At 71.1% G+C, this 15,314-nt stretch carries 14 protein-coding genes; 7 read left to right on the forward strand and 7 right to left on the reverse strand.

What is annotated here, in order from left to right:
- Positions 1–309: 309 nt before the first annotated feature.
- On the forward strand, positions 310–1,236 hold the full coding sequence (locus tag RKD20_RS24525) for a DUF3027 domain-containing protein (RefSeq protein ID WP_424879588.1): 927 nt from the start codon (positions 310–312) through the stop codon (positions 1,234–1,236).
- A 30-nt stretch (positions 1,237–1,266) separates the two neighbouring features.
- On the opposite strand, the gene RKD20_RS24530 is transcribed toward RKD20_RS24525, so the two are convergent.
- Positions 1,267–2,223, reverse strand: coding sequence for a CU044_5270 family protein (locus RKD20_RS24530; protein ID WP_424879589.1), 957 nt, complete (start codon positions 2,221–2,223; stop codon positions 1,267–1,269).
- Positions 2,216–2,833, reverse strand: a complete 618-nt coding sequence (locus RKD20_RS24535) for an RNA polymerase sigma factor (RefSeq protein WP_007382855.1) — start codon at positions 2,831–2,833, stop codon at positions 2,216–2,218. The genes RKD20_RS24530 and RKD20_RS24535 overlap by 8 nt, the downstream gene beginning before the upstream one ends.
- A 169-nt stretch (positions 2,834–3,002) precedes the next feature.
- Here RKD20_RS24535 and RKD20_RS24540 point away from each other — a divergent pair, with 169 nt between their 5' ends.
- Positions 3,003–6,143, forward strand: coding sequence for a sacsin N-terminal ATP-binding-like domain-containing protein (locus tag RKD20_RS24540; RefSeq protein ID WP_424879590.1), 3,141 nt, complete (start codon positions 3,003–3,005; stop codon positions 6,141–6,143).
- 42 nt (positions 6,144–6,185) lie between these two features.
- Here the strand turns inward: RKD20_RS24540 and RKD20_RS24545 are convergent, their stop codons facing one another.
- A complete protein-coding gene (locus tag RKD20_RS24545) occupies positions 6,186–6,422 on the reverse strand; it encodes a DUF7683 domain-containing protein (RefSeq protein WP_424879591.1) in 237 nt (78 codons plus the stop codon).
- Between the two features lie 93 nt (positions 6,423–6,515).
- Here RKD20_RS24545 and RKD20_RS24550 point away from each other — a divergent pair, with 93 nt between their 5' ends.
- A complete protein-coding gene (locus RKD20_RS24550; RefSeq protein WP_424879592.1) occupies positions 6,516–7,367 on the forward strand; it encodes a calcium-binding protein in 852 nt (283 codons plus the stop codon).
- A gap of 132 nt (positions 7,368–7,499) precedes the next feature.
- Positions 7,500–8,300, forward strand: coding sequence for a hypothetical protein (locus RKD20_RS24555; protein ID WP_424879593.1), 801 nt, complete (start codon positions 7,500–7,502; stop codon positions 8,298–8,300).
- 9 nt (positions 8,301–8,309) lie between these two features.
- On the opposite strand, the gene RKD20_RS24560 is transcribed toward RKD20_RS24555, so the two are convergent.
- Together RKD20_RS24560 and RKD20_RS24565 are read right to left on the reverse strand one after the other, a co-directional pair.
- On the reverse strand, positions 8,310–10,706 hold the full coding sequence (locus RKD20_RS24560) for a cation-translocating P-type ATPase (protein WP_424879594.1): 2,397 nt from the start codon (positions 10,704–10,706) through the stop codon (positions 8,310–8,312).
- A gap of 112 nt (positions 10,707–10,818) precedes the next feature.
- The gene (locus RKD20_RS24565) at positions 10,819–11,103 is read right to left on the reverse strand and encodes a DUF2530 domain-containing protein (RefSeq protein ID WP_391185642.1); all 285 of its coding nucleotides are present in this window, start codon (positions 11,101–11,103) and stop codon (positions 10,819–10,821) included.
- A gap of 111 nt (positions 11,104–11,214) precedes the next feature.
- Between RKD20_RS24565 and RKD20_RS24570 the strand changes: the two genes are divergently transcribed.
- Positions 11,215–12,609, forward strand: a complete 1,395-nt coding sequence (locus RKD20_RS24570; protein ID WP_424879595.1) for an NCS2 family permease — start codon at positions 11,215–11,217, stop codon at positions 12,607–12,609.
- Between the two features lie 22 nt (positions 12,610–12,631).
- Here RKD20_RS24570 and RKD20_RS24575 read toward each other — a convergent pair whose 3' ends face one another.
- On the reverse strand, positions 12,632–12,820 hold the full coding sequence (locus tag RKD20_RS24575; protein WP_028808515.1) for a hypothetical protein: 189 nt from the start codon (positions 12,818–12,820) through the stop codon (positions 12,632–12,634).
- Positions 12,821–12,965: 145 nt separating this feature from the next.
- Between RKD20_RS24575 and RKD20_RS24580 the strand changes: the two genes are divergently transcribed.
- Together RKD20_RS24580 and RKD20_RS24585 are read left to right on the forward strand one after the other, a co-directional pair.
- The gene (locus RKD20_RS24580) at positions 12,966–13,403 is read left to right on the forward strand and encodes a MarR family winged helix-turn-helix transcriptional regulator (RefSeq protein ID WP_007382847.1); all 438 of its coding nucleotides are present in this window, start codon (positions 12,966–12,968) and stop codon (positions 13,401–13,403) included.
- 91 nt (positions 13,404–13,494) lie between these two features.
- On the forward strand, positions 13,495–14,769 hold the full coding sequence (locus RKD20_RS24585) for an MFS transporter (protein WP_424883304.1): 1,275 nt from the start codon (positions 13,495–13,497) through the stop codon (positions 14,767–14,769).
- 3 nt (positions 14,770–14,772) lie between these two features.
- Here RKD20_RS24585 and RKD20_RS24590 read toward each other — a convergent pair whose 3' ends face one another.
- A complete protein-coding gene (locus tag RKD20_RS24590; RefSeq protein WP_424879596.1) occupies positions 14,773–15,303 on the reverse strand; it encodes a GNAT family N-acetyltransferase in 531 nt (176 codons plus the stop codon).
- Positions 15,304–15,314 lie beyond the last annotated feature (11 nt).

Genomic DNA, 15,314 nt, shown 5'->3' on the forward strand with positions numbered 1-15,314 from the left:
CGAGAAAGCTGTGAGTAGTGCGGTTACCGCGCGTATGAACGCATATGAAGTGCCACCGCAGACCCACTGGAGGCAACGAACCATCACGTCGGTGTAGGCCGAGCGGCGGCGAACAGGTAGCGTGCGTAGCGCGCCGTGGCGAACGTTCTCGGCCGCGCGCCTCTCCGGCATCCCGCAGAATGGATGGAGCAGGTGCGCCCGAGCGCGACCGGGCGCGGACGTCGACGCGGTCCTCCGGTCCGCTCCGTCCGCACCCACCGCCTTCAGGCCGGCGCACCCGAGTGACGGCGTAGGAGAGAAGCGATACCTGTGAGCGCAGCGACAACGCGAAGCCGCACCCCCGACCGCCTGTGCGCCGAGGCCGTCGACCTCGCCCGCACCGCCGCCGAGGAGGCCGCCGCGCCCGGTGTGGTGGGCGAGCACTCGGGCCTGGTCTCCGAGGGAGACCGTGTCGTCACGCACTTCTTCGAGTGCAAGGAGCTCGGGTACCGGGGCTGGCGCTGGGCCGTGACGGTCGCGCGCGCCTCCCGCGCGAAGCTCGTGACGCTGGACGAGGTCGTCCTGCTCCCCGGCCCGGACGCGCTGCTGGCCCCGGAGTGGGTGCCCTGGAGCGAACGCCTGCGCCCCGGCGACATGGGCCCAGGCGATCTGCTCCCCACCGACGCCGAGGACCTGCGCCTGGAGCCCGGCTACACGGGCGAGGACGAGCCGCTGCCGAGCGCGCCGGTCTCCGAGGAGATGGCCGAGCTGGTCGAGGCGGAGGACGCGGAGCTCACCGCGGGCACCGTCTCGAACCTCCCGGTGGCTCCGACCCGCGGCTCGATCGCCGCGGTCGCCGAGGAACTGGGCATGCGCCGCGCCCGGGTCCTGTCCCGCTACGGCCTGCACATCGCCGCCGACCGCTGGGAGGAGTCCTTCGGCGGGAAGACGCCCATGGCCCAGGCGGCCCCGGCGACCTGCGCCAGCTGCGGCTTCCTGGTCCCGCTGGGCGGCTCGCTCGGCCAGGCCTTCGGCCTGTGCGCGAACGAGTTCTCCCCCGCGGACGGCCGCGTGGTCTCGCTGTCCTACGGCTGCGGGGGCCACTCGGAAGCGGCCGTCATGCCGAAGCCCCCGCAGCCTGCCCTTCCGGTGATCGACGAGACCCGGGTGGACCCGTTCCCGCTGCGACCGGCATCCGACTCGGGGTCGGTGCCGGCGCTGGCGGACGAGGACACGGCGGAGCTGGGTCACTCGTAGGACTGGGTCACTCGCAGGAAGGGCGCGGGCTCAGGGGCGCTGGAACACCCGGTCCACCACACCGTCGGCGACGATGTACTGCGACTGGTCGTAGACCTTGGTCGTCAGTTTCGCCTCGGTCCGCTCACGCAGGCCCAGGTAGCGGTAGGTCTTCGCGTCGAAGAGCAGTACCCGCCCGCCGTCCTGCCAGGGGGTGCCGCGAGGGCCGACGTACCGGACACCGATGGCCGTGTGCCCGTTGAACTCGGTCCGGTCCGGCAGCACCTCGACCCCGGGGACGGCGGCGAGCGCCTCGAACGCCGCGGAGCGCAGTCCCTTGGGCAGGACGGAGTCGCGGAGCAGTCCGGAGAGGAAGAACTGGACCTGCGGCCACTCGTCCGCCCGGGTCTTCCGGCCGAAGTCGGGCTTCAGGCCTCCGTCGCGCAGGACGATCGTCAGCCTGGCCGGGTCGAGGGGCAGCTTCTCCAGCTTCGACCACTCGCGCGGCGGCCAGGTGGACTCACCCTTCTTGAACGGCGGCACCCACTGCTTGTTGCCCAGCTCGCTGACGTAGGACTTCTTGGACCCGTCGACCGAGCTCCAGCTCTCGTCGACGTACCTCTTCACGGGACCGCCCGAGACCGGCTTGAGCTCGATGACCTCCTTCGTGTAGATGAACTGGTCGTCGCGCGGGGCGAGCGGCTTCTCGGTCCGCAGTGCCTCGGCCGCCGCCCCCCGCAGCACGGTGGTCGCGCTGACGGTCTGGGTGCGGGGCGCGTTCTCCCCGGTGTTCTGGGCGACCACCACGGTCGCGGTGACCGCGGCCGCCGCGGCGCAGGCCACGGCGATCCGCAGCAGCGGACGGCGGCCGACGGCGCGGCCGGTGGCGGGTGTCGTGGCCGGGGCCTGCATCGCCTGGTACAGGCGGAAGCGGGCGCGGGCGCGGGCGGTGTCCGTGAGAGGGGGCGCGTCCGCGTCCCACTCCCTCAGAAGCTCGATCTCATTCATCGTCGGATTCCTCTCGGAGAGCGGTCGGATCGGATCCGCCCAATGCCTCACGAAGTTTTCTGCGAGCCCGGTGCAGTCGTGACCGGACCGTCCCCACCGGCACGCCGAGGGCGGCCGCGACCTCCTCGTAGCCGAGGTCGGCCCAGGCGACCAGCAGCAGCACGTCCCGGTGCCGGGCGGGCAACCGGGCGAGGGCACCGGCGAGTTCGCCGCTGACCGCCTGGGCGCTGACCCGGGCCGCCACCCGGTCCGCGACCGTCTCCTCGGCCGCACCGCCGGGGGCCGCCGGAGGCAGCCGGCCCAGCGTCTTCAGCCGCCGGGCCTCGGCCCTGCGGTGCCGGCCGATGAGGTTGGTGGCGATACCGAACAGCCAGGGACGGGCGTCGGACGCCTCCGTGCGGTACCGGAAGCGCTGCTGGAACGCGGTGGTGAAGGTCTCCGCCATCACGTCCTCGGCCGCCTCCGCACCCAGCCGGCGCGCCGCGTAACGGTGCACCGAGTCGGCGTGGCGGTCGAAGAGCAGGGCGAAGGTCTCGGGCTCGTCCCACGACCGTTCGATCACCGAGGCGTCGCTGTCCTGCCCCACCCTGACGCCTGGTTCGACGGTCATCGGGGCTCCTTTCGTCGCTGTGGCGCTGTGAAGCTCGGGCTTGTACCGGTACTTCGCCGCTCGCGGGAATCCGGTTCCCTCGGGGACGAGGTGTGAGGGCCGCTGGGGCGGCGTTTCCGTCCTTGCTCGTCGCGGTACCTTCATCGTCACGCCGATGAGGAGAGTCAACGTGAGCAAGTTCGTGCGGCCCGCTGCCGAGGGTGCCGACCCGTTCGGGACCGCCCGGCTCCGGCGAGGGGTGCTGGACGCCTGGGCCACCAGCCCCGCCCGGTTCCGGGAGGACGCCAACGCCGAGGAGGATCTCGTCCTCGGCGGGTACCGGGACCGACTCGTCGTCGAGCTCGCGCAGAACGCCGCCGACGCGGCGGCCAGGGCGGGCGTGCCGGGACGGCTCCGGCTCACCCTTCGCGAGGGCGTCCTGTTCGCGGCCAACACCGGTGCCCCGCTGGACGCGACCGGCGTCGAGTCCCTCTCCACGCTCCGGGCCTCCGCCAAGCGCGACCACACGGACGGCTCCGTCGGCCGCTTCGGCGTCGGCTTCGCCGCCGTGCTCGCCGTCACCGACGAGCCCGCCGTCGTAGGCCGCCACGGCGGGGTCCGCTGGTCCCTCGCCGAGGCCCGCGACCACGCCGCCGAGACCGCCCGCCACAGCCCCGGCCTCGGTGACGAGATCCGCCGCCGCGACGGCCATGTCCCGCTGCTGCGGCTCCCGTTCGCCGCCGAGGGCACCGCGCCCGACCCCTACGACACCGTCGTCATCCTCCCGCTGCGCGACACCGCCGCCGCCGACCTCGCCGAGCGCCTGCTGAACGCCGTCGACGACGCCCTGCTCCTCGCCCTGCCAGGGCTGGAGGAGGTCGTGATCGAGACCGACACGACCCGCACGATCAGCCGCCGCACCGAGGGCGAGCTCACCGTCGTGGAGGACTCGCGCGACGGTACGACCCGGTGGCGCACCGCGGCGGCGCACGGCCCGCTCACCCCCGAACTGCTCGCCGGGCGGCCCGTCGAGGAGCGGCTGCGGCCGCACTGGTCGCTGACCTGGGCCGTGCCCGCCGACCCCGACGGCACCCCGGCCCACCCCCGCACCAGCCCCGTCGTGCACGCCCCGACGCCCAGCGACGAACCGCTCGGCGTCCCCGCGCTGCTCATCGGGTCCTTCCCGCTGGACACCACCCGCCGGCACGCGGCCCCCGGGCCCCTCACCGACTTCCTCGTGCAGCGCGCGGCGGACGTGTACGCCGAACTCCTCGCCGGCTGGCGGCCGGTGAGCGAGGGAATCATCGCGCTGGTGCCCGGCCCGCTGGGCAAGGGCGAGCTGGACGGGGCGCTGCGGGGGGCGATCCTCGACCGCCTCCCGCGCACTGCGTTTCTCCCACCCGCCCCCCCAGCGTTCCTCCCACCCGCGCTCGACCCGGGCGACGACTCGGAACTGCCCGAGGCGCTGCGCCCGCGCGAGGCCGAGGTCGTCGAGGGCGCGGGCGCCGACACCGTACGGGTGCTCGCCGAGGTGCTGCCCACCCTGCTGCCCGCCGGTCTCGAACGCCGGGTGGAACTGCGCACGTTGGGCGTCGCCCGGGTCCCGCTGACCGACGCGATCGACCGGCTGGCGGGCCTGGAGAAGGAACCGGAGTGGTGGCAGCGGCTCTACGACAGCCTCGCGGGCGTCGACCTCGACCGGCTCTCCGGCCTTCCCGTGCCGCTCGCCGACGGGCGTACGACGATCGGGCCCCGGCAGGTGCTGCTGCCCACGTCGGACGGGCCCCTGATCGACGCCGAGATCCTCGCCAGGCTCGGCCTCAAGGTCGCCCACCCGGCCGCCGCCCACCCGCTCCTGGAGAAGCTGGGCGCGCTGCCCGCGACTGCGCGCGCGGTGCTCACCACCCCTCAGGTGCGGGCCGCCGTGGCCGCCTCCCTGGACGACGACGGGGGCATGAGCTGGGAGCAGGACACCCCGGACGCCGAAGAGCTGGCGGACACCGTCCTCGCGCTCGTCCGGGACGCGGGCCTGGAGCCCGGCGAGGAGCCGTGGCTGGGCGCGCTCGCGCTGCCCGACGAGGAGGGGGAGCTGGTCCCCGCCGGTGAACTCGTGCTGCCCGGCAGCCCGTTCGCGCGGGTCATGCGCGAGGACGAACTCGCCTTCGTGGACGCCGAGCTGGCCCGGAAGTGGGGCGAACAGCCCCTCGCCGCCTGCGGGGTGCTCGCCAACTTCGCCCTGGTCCGCGCCACGGACGTGGTGCTGGACCCCGATGAACTGGATCCCCGCGAGGGCGACTTCGCCGAACCGGACGACGCCGGCCTCCTGGACGCCGTGGACGTGTGGTGCGAGGACATCCTCGACCGCTTCCCGGACACCCCGGTACCGCCGGTCGCCACCGAACTGGTCGCCGTACGCGATCTCGACCTGGTCGACGAGGACAAGTGGCCCGAGGCCCTGGCCCTGCTGGCCCGGCCGCCCCTGAGGGACGCGCTCACCCAGCAGGTCCGCGTCCTCCTGCCGGACGGCACGCACGAGGTCGTACGGCCGTACACCGCGTGGTGGCTGCGCGGGAACCCGGTGCTCGACGGCCGCCGCCCGGCCGGTCTGCTGGCGGCCGGCGGAGACCCCCTGCTGCGCGGGCTGTACGACGAGGCGGACGCGACCGGCTTCGACGACGAGCAGGTGCTGCGGGCACTGGGCGTACGGACCTCGGTGGCCGCGCTGCTGGCGGAGCCGGGCGGGGCGGCGGAACTCCTGGACCGCCTCGCCGACCCCGACCGCCCGGTGACGGCGGCCCAACTGCACGCCCTCTACAGCGCGTTGGCCGACCTGGACCCCGAGCAGGTCACCCTGCCCGACGAGCTGCGGGCCGTGACCGACGGCCGGGTGGGAGTCGTGGACGCCGCCGACGCGGTGGTCGTCGACTCCCCGGACCTGCTCCCCTTCACGCAGGGCGTCCCCCTGCTGCCGGTCCGCCCGTCCAGGGCCGCCGAACTGGCCGAACTCTTCCAGGTCCGCCGCCTGAGCGAGTCCGTCACCGGTTCCGTCGACTCCGAGGGCACCGAGCACGACGTCCCGGAGCCGGTCGGGGTGCTGCTGGGTGCCCGTACCCCGTCGACCTACGTCGAGCACGACGAACTCGTCGTCGACGGCGTGGAGATCGACTGGCGCCTGACGAACGACGGTGTCCTGCACGCCTCGACCCTGGAGGGCGTGGCCGCGGGTCTGGCCTGGGCGGCGGGGCAGTGGCCACGGCGCTTCGAGGTGGCGGCCCTGCTGGAGGACCCGACCCGCACGGAGGAACTGGCTCGGGACCGCTGGTTCGACTGAGCAAGGGGGGCCGTCCTGGGCGGACGGTCCCCGCATGTTCCCTCAGTCCGCGCTGGGCTCCAGGAAGTAGTCGTACTTCCCCAGGTCGAGCGTGATGCCGGTGAGCTGCCGCACGCGCTCGGCGTGCTCCCGCGTGAGCGGATGTACATCGACCAACTGCTCCAGCGGGATCCCGAGGAGTTCGGCCCAGGCCGTCCCGCCGACCGCGGTGACGTCGGTGGACGAGTCCGGACGCTCGTCGTCCTTCGGATAACGGCTGACGCTGTAAACGATGCTCACACAAATTTCTTACCACGCATGCAACGCGTCGGCCCAGCCGAGCATCTGACCCCAAGAGCAGCCAGGCTCCACGACCAGTCCCTGGGGGAACGCATGCGCATCCGCACCACCGTGGCCGCCGTCTCCGGCGGTCTAGTCCTTGCCGCCCTAGCCGTCCCCGTCGCTCAGGCCGACGGCGGGGGAGTGCACAAACCCACGGCCGCGGAGCGTTTCGGCGTTTCCAGAGCCGCGATGAGCGCCGCCGCCGACGACGAACTGCCCGTCGTCTCCGACGTGAAGGTCAACGGCGGCAAGGCCATCGTGGCCGGTTACACCGGCAGCAAGACCTACACGGTGTCGCTGACGGCCAGCCACTCCGGCAATATCGAGGACGCCTACGTCGACCTGTGGCACGGCAGGGACCGCGCCCACGTCGACGGTGTGTTCGGGCCGAACGAGCAGGCCGCCACCTGCACCGCGGTCAGCACCACCACCTCGACCTGCAAGCTGACCATCACGGTCGACGCCGGCCGGTACCTGTACATGAACTCGCTGGCCGGCACCTGGCACGTGACGGCCGGCGCGATCGCCGCCGACGAGGCCGGCAGCGTCTACTGGAACGACGTCTACGGCACCCACCGGGTCCAGCGCCTGTCGACGCTCACCGCCAACGCCGCCCCGGAGCCGGTGAAGAAGGGCAAGACCATCACCGTCACCGGGAAGCTGGCCCGGGCCAACTGGGAGACCCGCAAGTACGCGGGCTACTCGACCCAGCCGGTGCAGCTGCAGTTCCGGAAGAAGGACTCCGACACCTACACCACCGTGAAGACCGTCAAGACCAACAACAAGGGCGATCTGAAGACCACGGTGAAGGCCACGGTCGACGGGTTCTTCCGCTGGAGCTTCGCGGGCACCTCCACCACCCCGGCGGTCAACGCCGCGGGTGACTTCATCGACGTCCAGTAGGTCGGGCCGAAGTAAAGCGTTGCGCATGTGCGGGCCAAATCACGTCCCACGCGTACAACCAGTCCCATGCGTCAGGGATCTAGGAAGTGAGTCATGAGACTCCGAATCCTTCTCTCCTCATGGGGAACGCACATGCGCATACGCGCCCTCGTCCTCGCCGCCTCCGGCGCCGTGGCACTCTCCACCCTTGCCGTGCCGGCCGCCCAGGCCGCCACGGCCGGGCCCGCCGTCACCTTCTCCAACCTGAAGGTCAACAGCGGCAAGGACATCGTGGTCGGCACGACGTCGGCGGTCACGGTCTCGGCGACCTACACCGTGACCAAGCCCGCGAACCTGAGCGCGAGTTCCTTCCAGACGGGGCCCGCCCTGTACCGCGGCGCCACGCTCGGCATGGACTCCGACGACCTCATCATCAGTGACGACCCCGGCACCTGCACGGCGTCCTCCTCGACGGTCCTGAAGTGCTCGGCGAAGATCCAGTTCCGCCCGAAGGGCACCGACGAGGACGGCGACCTGATCAGCAGCCAGGCGGGCACCTGGAAGCTGGGCGCCCTCGCGGTCAACGCCGACGACGGCATCACCTGGCAGGGCGGCCTCGGCAGCACCCACGTCCAGCGCCGGGCCACCCTCACCACCGACGCCTCCCCGGAGCCGGTGAAGAAGGGCAAGACCATCACCGTGACGGGCAAGCTGGCCCGCGCCAACTGGGACACCAACAAGTACGCGGGTTACTCGACCCAGCCGGTGAAGCTGCAGTTCCGCAAGAAGGGCAGCAGCACCTACACGACCCTCAAGACCATCAAGACGTCGTCCACGGGCACGCTGAAGACGACGACCACGGCGACGGTCGACGGCTACTACCGCTACAGCTTCGCGGGCACGACGACCACGTCGTCCGTGAGCGCGGCGGGCGACTTCGTCGACGTCCAGTAGAACCCGGCGCTAAGCGGGACCGCGGCGGTCGACCCACCTCCACAGGAGTTCGAGGGCGGCCGCCGCCACCACCGAGATGCCGACCGCGATCCACGGCATCGTCACGCCGACCAGCTTCAGTGCGAAGAAGTGCTGGAGCCGGGGCACGGCCAGGACCAGGACGAAGGCGAGGCCCATCGCCGCGACCAGGACGATCCGCCACCAGGTGTACGGGCGGGCGATGATCGCCAGGACCCACATCGAGATCAGGAACAGGGTCAGGGTGGCGGCGCTGGTCTCCGCGTCCAACGAGCCCTCGCCCGTGTAGTGGTGACGTGCGATCAGATACGTGACGAAGGTCGCGACCGCCGCCACCACCCCACCGGGGATCGAGTACCGCATCACCCGCCGCACGAAGTGCGGTTGCGCGCGTTCCTTGTTGGGCGCGAGGGCCAGGAAGAAGGCCGGGACGCCGATCGTCAGCGTCGACAGCAGGGTCAGGTGCCGGGGCAGGAAGGGGTACTCGACCTGCCAGCACACCACGAGAACGGCCAGCAGCACCGAGTAGACGGTCTTCACCAGGAACAGGGTCGCGACCCGGGTGATGTTGCCGATGACCCGCCGCCCCTCCGCGACCACGTCAGGCAGCGTCGCGAAGCTGTTGTCGAGCAGCACGATCTGCGCGACCGCCCGGGTGGCCTCCGACCCGGAGCCCATCGCCACCCCGATGTCGGCGTCTTTCAGGGCGAGCACGTCGTTGACCCCGTCACCGGTCATCGCGACGGTGTGCCCGCGCGACTGGAGCGCCCCCACCATGTCCCGCTTCTGCTGCGGGGTGACCCGCCCGAACACCGTGCCCTCGTCGAGCGCCTTCGCCATCCCGTCCGGGTCGGCGGGCAGTTCCCGCGCGTCGACCACGCTGCCGTTCAGCCCCAGCTTGGCCGCCACCGCCCCCACCGACACCGCGTTGTCCCCGGAGATGACCTTGGCGCGGACGTCCTGTTCGGCGAAGTACCGCAGGGTGTCGGCCGCGTCGGGCCGCAACCGCTGTTCCAGGACGACCAGGGCGGTCGGCCGTGCTCCCCGGGCGACCTCGGGATGGCCGAGGTCCCGGGAGGCCCGGGCCAGCAGCAGCACGCGCAGTCCCTGCTCGTTGAGCCGCCCGGTCTCGGCGAGGGCGGGGTCGTCGGGGGACAGGAGCACGTCCGGCGCCCCCAGCAGCCACGCACTGGACTCGCCGCCGCCCTCACTGAAGGTGGCCCCGCTGTACTTGCGGGCGGAGGAGAAGGGCAGCGACTCGGTGCAGCGCCACTCCTCGGCGTCCGGGTAGGCGTCGATGATCGCCTGGAGGGAGGCGTTCGGCCGCGGATCCGACTCACCGAGCGCGCCCAGGACTTTCCGTACGTACGACTCGTCGGCGCCCTGAAGGGGCCTGAGCTCGGTGACGTCCATGCCGCCCTCGGTGAGGGTGCCGGTCTTGTCGAGGCAGACCGTGTCGACGCGGGCGAGGCCCTCGATGGCCGGGAGTTCCTGGACGAGGGCCTGTTTCCGGCCAAGCCGGACGACGCCGATGGCGAAGGCGACGGAGGTCAGCAGGACGAGCCCCTCCGGGACCATCGGCACGATGCCGCCGACCGTGCGGGCGATGGAGTCCTTGAGGTCGTTGTTCTTCACGAACAGCTGGCTGACGACCAGGCCGATCGCGGTCGGGACCATCATCCACGTCACGTACTTGAGGATCGTGGAGATGCCGGAGCGCAGTTCCGAGTGGACCAGGGTGAACCGGGAGGCCTCCTCGGCGAGCTGGGCGGCGTAGGCCTCGCGGCCCACCTTGGTCGCCCGGAAGGCGCCGCCGCCGGCGACCACGAAGCTGCCGGACATCACCTGGTCGCCGGGCCGCTTCACCACCGGGTCGGCCTCGCCGGTCAGCAGTGACTCGTCGATCTCCAGGCCGTCGGCCTCCGCGACCACCCCGTCGACCACGGCCTTGTCCCCTGGCCCGATCTCGATGATGTCGTGGAGGACGATCTCCGAGGTGCTGACCGCGGTCGCGGTCCCGTCCCGCCGTACGGTCGGCCGCGCCTCGCCGATCACCGCGAGCGAGTCGAGGGTCTTCTTCGCCCGCCACTCCTGGACGATGCCGATCCCGGTGTTGGCGAGGATGACGTACCCGAAGAGGCTGTCCTGGAACGGCGCGACGAACAGCATGACCAGCCAGAGCACACCGATGATCGCGTTGAACCGGGTGAAGACGTTCGCCCGGACGATCTCCGCCAGGGTCCGGCTGCTGCGCACCGGGACGTCGTTGACCTGTCCCCGGCTGACCCGCTCGGCGACCTCGGCCGCGGTGAGTCCGCCCGCCGCCGGCGCCGGGAGTGCCACGGGGTGCACAGGGTCGAGTTCGGCGCCCGCGTCGATGTGCGTCATGCATTCGACGGTACGTGCGGTTTTGCGGCTTCACCCGCCGAGTGGCCGGAAGTTCCGACCTGGGGAGGAGACGGGAACGGGTGCGTGATGCCGTGGGACTACGGGCTGCTCGTCACTCGGCAGCAGGGTCGGCGGCGGAATCCGTGCCGTCCGCCTTCTTGATCGCGGCGTCCCGCTTGCGCACGTACCAGGTGCCGTACAGCCCGAGCACGCCGCCGGCCAGGCAGGTCCACAGCCACCAGGTGTGGTCGTGGTCCGCGAACCAGCCGTAGAAGGGGAGCTGGACGAGGAAGAGGACGAACCACAGGATCGTGCCGCCGGTGACCGTGGCGACCACGGGACCCTCCAGGGGCTCCGGCGCCTCGTGCTTGAAGGATCCCGAAGAGAACACGTCCATGGGGACAGCTTACGAGGTGATCACATCTACGCGCGGAGATGGTCCCGTTGACGTTATAGGTTCATACTGAAACGGTTTGTGTCTGTCCACTTCTGCTCGTAGGAACATCCAATGCCGACCGCCCTCGACCGCTACTTCAAGATCTCCGAGCGGGGCAGCAGCCTCCCGCGCGAGATCCGGGGCGGCTTCGCCACGTTCTTCGCGATGGCCTACATCATCGTGCTGAACCCGATCATCCTCGGCAGCGCCAAGGACATGTACGGCCATCAGCTGGACAACGGCCAGCTGGTCACCGCGACCGCCGTGACCGCGGCCTTCACCACGTTCCTCATGGGCGTGGTCGGCAACGTCCCGATCGCACTGGCCGCGGGACTCGGCGTGAACTCCGTCGTCGCGCTCCAGCTCGCGCCCCGGATGTCCTGGCCGGACGCGATGGGCATGGTCGTCCTGGCGGGCTTCATCGTGATGCTGCTGGTCGCCACCGGTCTGCGCGAGCGCGTGATGAACGCGGTGCCCTTCGGGCTGCGCAAGGCGATCTCCATCGGTATCGGCCTGTTCATCATGCTGATCGGGCTCGTGGACTCCGGCTTCGTCTCCCGCATCCCGGACGTCGCCCACACCACCGTCCCGCTCCAGCTCGGCGCCGACGGTCACCTCAACGGCTGGCCGGTCCTGGTCTTCATCCTGGGCGCCCTGCTGACCCTCGCGCTCATCGTCCGCAAGGTCTCCGGCGCGATCCTGATCTCGATCGTCACGATGACGGTCCTCGCGATGATCATCGAGGCCGTCGCCACGGTGCCGTCCTGGGGACTCACGACCCCGAAGTGGCCCGGCAACCCGGTCGCCACCCCCGACTTCGGCCTGATCGGCAAGGTCAGCCTCTTCGGCGGCTTCGACAAGGTCGGCGTACTGACCGGCATCCTCTTCGTCTTCACGGTCCTGCTGTCGTGCTTCTTCGACGCGATGGGCACGATCATGGGCGTCTCCGACGAGGCCAAGCTCACCGACGCCCAGGGTCAGATGCCCGGCATCAACAAGGTGCTCTTCGTCGACGGCCTCGCGGTCGCCGCGGGCGGCGCGAGCTCGTCCTCGGCCACCACGGCCTTCGTGGAGTCCACGGCCGGCGTCGGCGAGGGTGCCCGCACCGGCTTCGCGAACCTGGTCACCGGCGGGCTCTTCACCGTGGCCCTCTTCCTGACGCCCGTCGCCACCATGGTCCCGTCCCAGGCCGCGACCCCCGCACTGCTCGCGGTGGGCTTCATGATCCTGGCGAACTCGGTCACGGACATCGACTGGGCCGACTGGACCATCGCGATCCCGGCCTTCATCACCATGGTGATGATGCCGTTCACCTACTCGATCACCAACGGCATCGGCATGGGCTTCATCACCTTCGTGGTGCTGCGCCTGGCGGCCGGACGGGGCCGGGAGGTGCCGGTTCCGATGTACGTCGTCGCGGCGGTCTTCGGCTTCTACTACCTGATGCCGGCGCTGGGCCTGACGTGACCCGCCCTCACGTGAGCCGCTCTCACGTGACGCCGTAGAACTTCTCGGTCTCGTCGACGGCGCTCTGGAACCGCTCGTCGAAGTCGTCTCGGATGAGCGTTCGGATCACATAGTCCTGGACGCTCATCCCCCTTTTGGCCGCATGGTCCCGGAGCCGGTCGAGCAGCTCCCCGTCTATCCGCAGGCTGAGCACGCTGGTCCCCATGAACACGAGGGTCGCCGCCGCCGGGGAGCGGCGTTCACGTTCCGCCACCGACTCACTCGTACGGGTGAAGATCGGGTTTCAGTGGCCGGAGTCACGGGAATCCCCGTGCGCGCCAGCTTGTTTAGCGAGAGTAATGAGTTACGCTAAAGAGATGCCGGACCTTACCCATGGCGACGACGTTGCCGCCGTGAACTCCCTGCGATCAGCCGTGATGCGACTGTCCCGTCGGCTCAAGCACCAGCGGGTCGACGAGTCACTGAGCCCCACCGAGATGTCGGTGCTGGGCACCCTCTCCATCTGCGGCAAGGCCACCCCGGGCGAGCTCGCCCGCAAGGAGCACGTCCAGCCGCCGTCGATGACCCGCATCGTGGCGCTGCTGGAGGCCAAGGGACTCGTCCGGCTGGAGCCGCACCCCGAGGACCGGCGCCAGAAGGTCGTCACCAAGACCGAGCAGGCCGAGGCCATGCTCGCGGAGAGCCGCGCCAAGCGGAACGCCTTCCTGGCCACCCTGGTCGACGGCCTCGACGAGGACGAGTGGGCGAAACTGCGCGAAGCCGCCCCCGTGCTGGAGAAACTCGCACACCTGTAAGCCGCGAAGAGGAGGCGAACGCACTTTGAGTACGGGACCCGGAGCACCTTCCGTCCCCGCACCGACCGCCCACTACCCCCGCAAGTCCTCGATGTTCAGCTCGCTGAGGGTCAGGAACTACCGCCTGTTCTTCCTCGGCCAGGTCGTCTCCAACATCGGCACCTGGATGCAGCGCATCGCCCAGGACTGGCTGGTGCTCAGCCTCACCGGCTCCGCCACCGCCGTCGGCGTCACGACGGCTCTGCAGTTCCTGCCGATGCTGCTCTTCGGCCTCTACGGCGGTGTCCTCGTCGACCGGCTGTCCAAGCGCCGCGCGCTGCTGTTCACACAGTCCGCGATGGGCGCCACCGGTATCGCGCTCGCCGTCCTCACCCTGTCCGGCCACGTCCAGGTCTGGCACGTCTACCTCGCCGCCTTCGCCGCGGGCCTCGCGACGGTCGTCGACAACCCGGCCCGCCAGTCGTTCGTCTCCGAGATGGTCGGCCCCGACCAGCTCCAGAACGCGGTCAGCCTGAACTCCGCCAACTTCCAGTCGGCCCGTCTGATCGGTCCGGCCGTCGCCGGCGTCATGATCACCGGCGTGGGTACCGGCTGGGCGTTCCTCGCCAACGGCCTGTCCTTCGTCGCCCCGCTGGTCGGTCTGCTGATGATGCGGGCGCGTGAGCTGTACGTCGTCGAGCGCGCCCCGCGCGGCAAGGGACAGCTGCGGGAGGGCCTGCGGTACGTGGCCGGGCGACCGGAGCTGATCTGGACCATCGTCCTGGTCGGGTTCGTGTCCACCTTCGGCTTCAACTTCCCCGTCTACCTCTCGGCCTTCGCCGACGACGTCTTCCACGCGGGCGCGGGCTCCTACAGCCTCTTCAACACGGTGATGGCGGTCGGCTCCCTGGCCGGCGCCCTGCTCGCGGCCCGGCGCGGCACCGCCAAGATGCGGGTGCTGGTCGTGGGCGCGGTGGCCTTCGGCACGCTGGAGATCGTGGCCGCCCTCGCTCCCTCGCTGTGGCTGTTCGCCCTGCTCATGGCCCCGATCGGCATGTTCGGGATGACGGTCAACGTCACCGCGAACACCAGCGTGCAGATGGGCACCGACCCGGCCATGCGGGGCCGGGTGATGGCGCTGTACATGATGGTGTTCATGGGCGGCTCCCCGATCGGCGCGCCGATCGCCGGCTGGGTCACCGACGCGTACGGCGTCCGCGCCGGCCTCGCGGTGGGCGGCGCGATCGCCGCGCTGGCGGCCGTGACGATCGGCCTGGTCCTGGCCCGCGTCGGCAATCTGCGCCTGTCGGTCGGCTGGAACCGCGGCCACCCGCACGTCCGCTTCGTGCCCCGCGAGGCACAGGAGCAGCTGGCCGCGGCGGCCTGAGCCCTACGGCCCTACCCGCCGGGCCAGCACCTGGCCCGGCCAGTCGTTGTTCGCCCCGGCGGTGTACGTGTGCGTCGGGGCGAAGCCGTTGGCCTCGTAGTAGGCGACCAGCTTGCGGTCGTCGCCCGCGTAGCAGTCCACCCGCAGCAGGGCGACGCCCGCGCGCCGGGTCGCCTCGGCGGCGTGCGCGAGCAGTGCGCTGCCGAGGCCGTGGCCCTTGAAGCGGCGGTCGGAGGCGAGCCAGTGGATGTACCGCTCGGGCTCGCCCGGCGGCGGGAGATGGGCGAGATAGGCGCCGGGCGCGTCGGTGATGGTGAGGGTCGCGGCCGGTACGCCGTCGGCCTCGGCGATGAACACGCTGCCCTCGTCGATGTACCGGGCGACGGACTCCACCGTCCTGGGGCTCCGGGACAGCGGCTCGGTCCCCCACTGGCCCGGACGCCCCTGCGCGACCAGCCACTCCACACAGCTGTCGAGCATGCCGAGGATCACCGGTATGTCGTCGGGCCCGCCGTCCCTGATGCTGATCTCCATGCCCTCATGGT

Origin of the sequence: Streptomyces sp. SLBN-8D4 (assembly GCF_049739545.1) — a bacterium.
Taxonomy (GTDB): Bacteria; Actinomycetota; Actinomycetes; order Streptomycetales; family Streptomycetaceae; genus Streptomyces; species Streptomyces canus_C.